This is a genomic window from Undibacterium sp. Jales W-56, from assembly GCF_025548535.1.
Classification (GTDB): Bacteria; Pseudomonadota; Gammaproteobacteria; order Burkholderiales; family Burkholderiaceae_D; genus Undibacterium.
In genome coordinates this window covers 64,779-71,047 of record NZ_JAJLQW010000009.1, presented here as the reverse complement: position 1 = coordinate 71,047, position 6,269 = coordinate 64,779, and the positions used below count along the sequence as shown (strand labels likewise).

Sequence of the window (6,269 nt, the reverse complement as noted above, 5' to 3'; positions counted from 1 at the left end):
GCGGCCGAACAAGCTGGTGGCCTACAAGTCGGTGGCGCATGTGATGGCCAGCGCACAGCGTCTGGGCGTGACCAAGATCGGTATGGTCGGCAATGAGCAGTTCTTGAAATAATGTAAGACATTTCGGAATCTACTCTGACCAATAAAAAAGGCTCCTCGCGGAGCCTTTTTCTTTTGCTATTTTACTTAACTGGTGGCTTGCGCAGCTGAATCTTCACCGGCTACTTCACTGGTCTGAAGTTTTTTGCAATGAGGGCATGATTTACCGGGAACATACCAGGGGGATAGCTGTTCGCGCGGCGTCACCACGGCGCGGCAGGCATAGCATTGCTTGGTGTCGGTTGCTTCGAGTCTGGGATTCAGGGCCGTACGATAATCAAAGACAAAGCAGTCGCCGTGATAATGCGCGCCGCCGACTTCTTCAAAATATTTCAGGATGCCGCCTTCCAGCTGATACACGCTCTCGTATCCGACATTCTGCATATGGATCGCAGCTTTTTCGCAGCGAATGCCGCCGGTACAGAAGGTCACTACCGTCTTGTCATTCAAGGCTGCGCGATTGGCTTCAATCACCGCAGGGAATTCGGTAAATTTACTGATACGGTAGTCAATCGTATTGTCAAAGCTGCCGACATCGACCTCAAAGTCATTACGCGTATCCACCATGACCACTGTTTTACCATTGTCGTCATGACCCTGGTCCAGCCAACGCTTCAAGGTATGCGCATCAACCGATGGCGCGCGTCCTTCTTCCGGCTTGATCAAAGGCATGCGCATGGTAATGATTTCCGGTTTTAGCTTGACCAGTAATTTAGTGAACGGCTGATGATCGGAAAAACTTTCTTTAGCGACGACATCGGCGAAGCGCGGATCGGTATGCAGCCATTCCATATACGCATCAATCTCGTGGCGCAATCCGGCCAGGAACATATTGATGCCTTCCGGAGTCAGTAAGACGGTCCCTTTGAGATGCAATTCCTGGCATTTAGCGATAAATTCCGGGCGTCTTTCCGCGGTATCGTTAAACGTGATGAATTTATAAGCAGAAATATTAACGTAGGGCGTTGCTTGAGTTTGTGCTGCGGGAGTTGCGTACGACATAATAGATATTCAGTAAGTCATTGATTTGGCAGCATTATAAACTTTTCTGGCAGCAAATTTACAGTTTTGCGATCCAAAAAAGGAAAACCGGCAGGACTATGCAAAATTTTTCCGGCAAGACATGCCGACAAAGGTCATATGAATGCCAGGCGAGAAGATGTGCGGCTACCAGGCGTTGCGGAGTAAGTTCTGGTCAACTTAAATGGTCATCGATGAACTTTTACCTGCGGCGGCAATCGTTTTCGCCAGCGCGGCACGGTAAAATACGCGGATGAATACTGAATTAACATTGACTAATGAGAGCGCCGTCGAGAGCGCCGCCCCAGCCTCGCCAACGCTAGCTTTCCCGCAATTCGTGCACCTGCGTCTGCATTCTGAATATTCGATTGTGGATGGCCTGGTTCGTATCGACGATGTGATTAAGGCCGCCGTCACAGATAAACAGCCCGCCTTGGCGATTACCGATCTGGCCAATCTGTTTGCCATGGTCAAATTTTATAAAGCCGCACGTGGCAAGGGCGTCAAGCCGATTGCCGGTTGCGATGCGTGGATTACGAATGACATCGACAGGGATAAACCTTCGCGTTTGATGTTATTGGTAAAAAACAAAAAGGGTTATTTGCAGCTTTGCGAATTATTGGCACAGGCCTGGCTGACAAATCAGCATCGCAGTCGTGCCGAGATCCGTTATGAATGGCTGCAAGCGCTGTTTACGGCAGACCAGCAAACAGGGGAGGAGCCTGGCCTGATCGTGCTGTCCGGTGCCCATTTTGGCGATGTCGGTATCGCGATAGACAACGGCAATATCGATCTGGCGGAACGCAGTGCCCGGCGTTGGGCCGCGATTTTCCCGAATCACTTTTACATTGAAATTCAACGTGCTGGCCAGCCGAATATGGATGCCCATGTGCGCCAGGCGATCGCGTTGGCCCGCAAGTTACAGTTGCCGGTTGTCGCCACGCATCCTATCCAGTTCCTCAATAAAGAAGACTTCATTGCACACGAAGCGCGTACCTGTATCGCCGAGGGCGATATGCTGGCGAATGGTCGCCGCGTGCGCCGCTTCAACGACCAGCAATGCTTTAAGACCCAGGCAGAGATGGCAGCCTTGTTTGCCGACATCCCCGGCGCCCTCAGGAATTCTGTCGAGATTGCCAAGCGCTGCAATCTCACGCTGGAACTGGGCAAGCCGAAATTACCGGATTTTCCCACCCCGGATGGCATGACCATCAACGATTTTCTGGTGCATGAATCGCAGCGCGGATTGGAGCAGCGCCTGGCGCAACTTTATCCCGATCCGGAAAAGCGCGAGCAGCACAGAGCGCGTTACGAAGCGCGCCTGAAGTTCGAGACCGACACTATCATCAAGATGGGGTTCCCCGGCTACTTCCTGATCGTGGCCGACTTCATTCAATGGGCGAAAAATAACGGCGTGCCGGTTGGTCCGGGTCGCGGCTCGGGGGCCGGTTCATTGGTCGCTTACTCGCTGCTGATTACCGATCTGGATCCGCTTGAATACAATTTGCTGTTCGAACGGTTCTTGAATCCTGAGCGGGTATCGATGCCCGACTTTGACATCGACTTCTGTCAGGAAGGCCGTGACCGGGTGATCCAATATGTGAAAGACCGCTACGGCAAAGAGGCGGTATCGCAGATCGCCACCTTCGGCACCATGGCGGCCAAAGGCGCGATCCGCGACGTCGGCCGTGTGCTCGATTTCGGTTATATGTTCTGCGACGGCGTCTCGAAACTGATTCCCTTTAAACCGGGTAAGCAGGTCACGATAGCCGAGGCGATTGTCGAAGAGCCCTTGCTGGCCGAGCGACAAGAAAACGAAGAAGAAGTGAAGACCTTGCTCGACCTGGCGCAACAGGTCGAAGGCATCACGCGTAACATCGGCATGCATGCCGGTGGTGTGCTGATCGCCCCGGGCAAGCTGACCGATTTTTGCCCGCTCTATACTCAGGGCGGCGATTCCGGCGTGGTCTCGCAATACGATAAAGACGACGTCGAAGCCGTCGGTCTGGTGAAGTTCGACTTTTTGGGCTTGACCACTTTGACGATCTTGGATCGTGCGGTCCGCTACATCAAAATGCTGGATCCCGCGATGGCGGATTTTGATCTGGCGAAATTGCCCTTGAACGACCGCCCATCTTACGAACTATTGACCAAGGCGAAAACCGTCGCTGTGTTCCAGCTGGAAAGCCGCGGCATGCAGGGCATGCTGAAGGATGCGCGTCCCGATCGCTTTGAAGACATTATTGCGCTGGTGGCTTTGTATCGTCCGGGACCGATGGATCTGATCCCCGATTTCTGCAAGCGCAAGCACGGTGAGAAATTCGATTATCCCGATCCACGTACCGAAGGCATTTTGTCTGAAACCTACGGCATCATGGTGTATCAGGAGCAGGTGATGCAGATGGCGCAGGTGGTCGGCGGCTACTCTTTGGGAGGTGCGGATCTGCTGCGTCGCGCGATGGGTAAGAAGAAAGCCGAAGAGATGGCCGAGCATCGGCAGATCTTCCGCGACGGTGCAGCCAAAGATGGTTTGTCGCAGCAAAAAGCCGACGAGATTTTCGACTTGATGGAAAAATTCGCCGGCTACGGCTTCAACAAGTCGCATGCTGCCGCATATGCCTTGCTGTCGTATCACACCGCGTATCTGAAGGCCCATCATCCTGCCGCGTTCATGGCAGCCAACTTGTCGCTGGCCATGGACGACACCGACAAGATCAAGATTCTGGTCGAAGACTCGCTCGATATTTGCAAACTCACTTTGCTCGCGCCCGATATCAATCAATCGGAATACCGCTTCATTCCGGTCGGCGAGCCAGGCAAAAAAGCCATGCAAATCCGTTACGGCCTCGGTGCGGTCAAAGGCTCGGGGCAAAATGCGATCGAGAGCATCGTTGCGGCACGCAAGGCTGACGGGCCTTTCCTGAACTTATTCGATTTCGCAAAACGCGTCGATAAGCGTCAGGTCAATCGCCGCACGGTTGAATCACTGATACGCGCCGGCGCCATGGATTGCCTGGAGCAGGATCGCGCAGTGTTGCTGGCCACCGTGCCATTGGCGATGGAAGCGGCCGAACAGGCCGAGGCGGCGATTAATCAGGTCAGTTTGTTCGGGGATGATGAGGATATGATTCCGCCGCCCGAATACGTGAAAGCCGATCACTGGTCGGACAGGCAGCGTTTGATGGAAGAAAAACTGGCGCTCGGTTTTTATCTGTCCGGCCATCTGTTTGATGCCTATGCATCTGAAGTCAGGCAGTTTATCAAGACCACGCTCGCCAAGCTCGAACCTTCGCGCGATCTGCGTCTGATCGGCGGTGTGATTGCCGGTTTGCGTACCCAGATGACGCAGCGCGGCAAGATCATGATCGTCACGCTCGATGACGGCACCGCCACGGTCGATGTGACGGTGTACAGCGAAATGCTGGACGAGTATAAAAATTTGTTGAAAGAAGATGAATTCCTGGCGGTGCTGGGCAAAGTATCTGAAGACCGTTTCTCGGGCGGACTCAGAATCACGGCCGAAAAAATCATGGACATCGGTCGTGCGCGCGTCCAGTTTTCGCAAGGTTTACGCTTGTCGCTGACGATGGGAACTGACCTGAAAAAATTGCAGGACATACTCAAACCTAGTCTGAATCCAGAAGGTTGCCCTGTGCTGATCCGTTATCAAAATACCGACGCCAGCGCCGAGCTGTATCTGGCGGATCAGTGGCGGGTCAATCCGGATGACAATCTGCGGCAAAAACTCGGTGAGTGGCTGACCCCGGATCAAGTGCAGATTGAATATGCCTGATCGCCTGATGCAGACGGAACCGCTATCCGGGACGAGCCAGTCGAGTGGGGCTGCTCTATGGACCAGGCGCACCGCCTGGCCGCAGCAGGTTCTGGCCTGGCTGCCGTTGACTTTATTTTTTCCGGTCGGCGTGATGTACGGCGGCGTGCTGGCGTTTTATATCAGCTTGCTGCTATCGAACGGATATCAAGATAAATGGCAGTGCCTGCGACTCAGTCCTATGCTGCCGCCTGTGCTGGGCTTAACGGTTGTCAGTATCGCCGCTGCCTTGCTGCACCAGCGGCCTGCCGGAGAATTCTGGTCGGCATTCTGGCATTATCAGACCTATTTATTTTTGTTCCCGTTTCTGTGTGTAGGTAGCGGAGCCTGGCAAGCCAAAGCCATCCGGATCTTCTTTGCCGGAGCGATCTTCGCCGCCAGTTTGTATTACCTGAATTTGCTGCATCTCTTGCCGAACAATACGCTGTTCCGCAGCTATGTCGTGTATGAAGGAAATAAGTCTATCCTGCTCGGCATCTTGCTGGCGGTCGCTTCCGGCTGGATGTTGCATGAGCTGGTCTTGCGCAGGAATCATCTGCTCATCAGAATACTGGTACTGATCTATGTGGGGCTGGCTTTGCTGTTGCTGGCGAAAACCCGCACCGCCAGTCTGATCTTTGTCCTGTTGTGTGTGCTGATGGCCTTGCGGAATTTGCGCTGCTCGTGGCGTAGCGGTCTTGCATTAGCCTGCCTGTTGGCGGCGGGGCTTGGCATCTGGAATTACGTGTTGAGCCTGCCGGCACCGGCGACCTGTATCGCGAATGAGATGCAGGCCGCCGGAGCCGGGCCTGCGCAAATCCTGGCAACCCGTGCGCAATGCACGGTGCATCAAATTCATTCATTTAATGAAGGAAAGAAGATCGGCGAAGACGGCATGCGTCTGGAAATTTATAAAATCACCAGCCAGATCATCGCAGAGCAGCCTTTGCTCGGGCACGGCATTGCGCACTGGATGCCGCTGTACCAGCAACGTGCCAAGGGCTTGATGAGCGGCACCATGACCACGCCGCATAACGACTACCTGCTGTACTTCACCGAACTTGGCATCGCCGGATTGGCGGCTTTGCTGTGGATCTGGTTGACGCAACTATGGCTGGCGCGGCGCATGATGCAGCATGCGCAAACACGCGAGCGCGCGATGTTGCTGGCGATGCTGGGCCTCAGCATGATGGTCGGCGGCATGTTTAATGCGATCTTGCGCGATGGCGTATTCGGTATGGCGTTCATGATTTTGCTGGCGATTCCCCTGGCAGGTGTCAGCAAAGCCAGTGAAAAAAATCAAAGGAATTTCTAAATTGATTGCGCACTATCCATGCGC

The 6,269-nt window shown here is 53.9% G+C and carries 3 protein-coding genes and 1 pseudogene; 3 read left to right on the top strand and 1 reads right to left on the bottom strand.

The genetic code is table 11. The features are described 5' to 3' along the window. Positions 1 to 112, top strand: a pseudogene (locus tag LPB67_RS18615) (biopolymer transporter ExbD); the annotation flags it as partial. A 74-nt stretch (positions 113 to 186) separates the two neighbouring features. Here LPB67_RS18615 and LPB67_RS18610 read toward each other — a convergent pair. Beyond that, on the bottom strand, positions 187 to 1,101 hold the full coding sequence (locus LPB67_RS18610; protein WP_262838822.1) for a sulfurtransferase: 915 nt from the start codon (positions 1,099 to 1,101) through the stop codon (positions 187 to 189). Between the two features lie 271 nt (positions 1,102 to 1,372). Here LPB67_RS18610 and dnaE point away from each other — a divergent pair, with 271 nt between their 5' ends. Then, positions 1,373 to 4,912, top strand: a complete 3,540-nt coding sequence (gene dnaE / locus LPB67_RS18605; RefSeq protein WP_262838820.1) for a DNA polymerase III subunit alpha — start codon at positions 1,373 to 1,375, stop codon at positions 4,910 to 4,912. Beyond that, positions 4,905 to 6,245, top strand: a complete 1,341-nt coding sequence (locus LPB67_RS18600; protein WP_262838819.1) for an O-antigen ligase family protein — start codon at positions 4,905 to 4,907, stop codon at positions 6,243 to 6,245. Before dnaE ends, LPB67_RS18600 begins: the two co-directional genes overlap by 8 nt. The last annotated feature ends 24 nt before the right edge of the window (positions 6,246 to 6,269 follow it).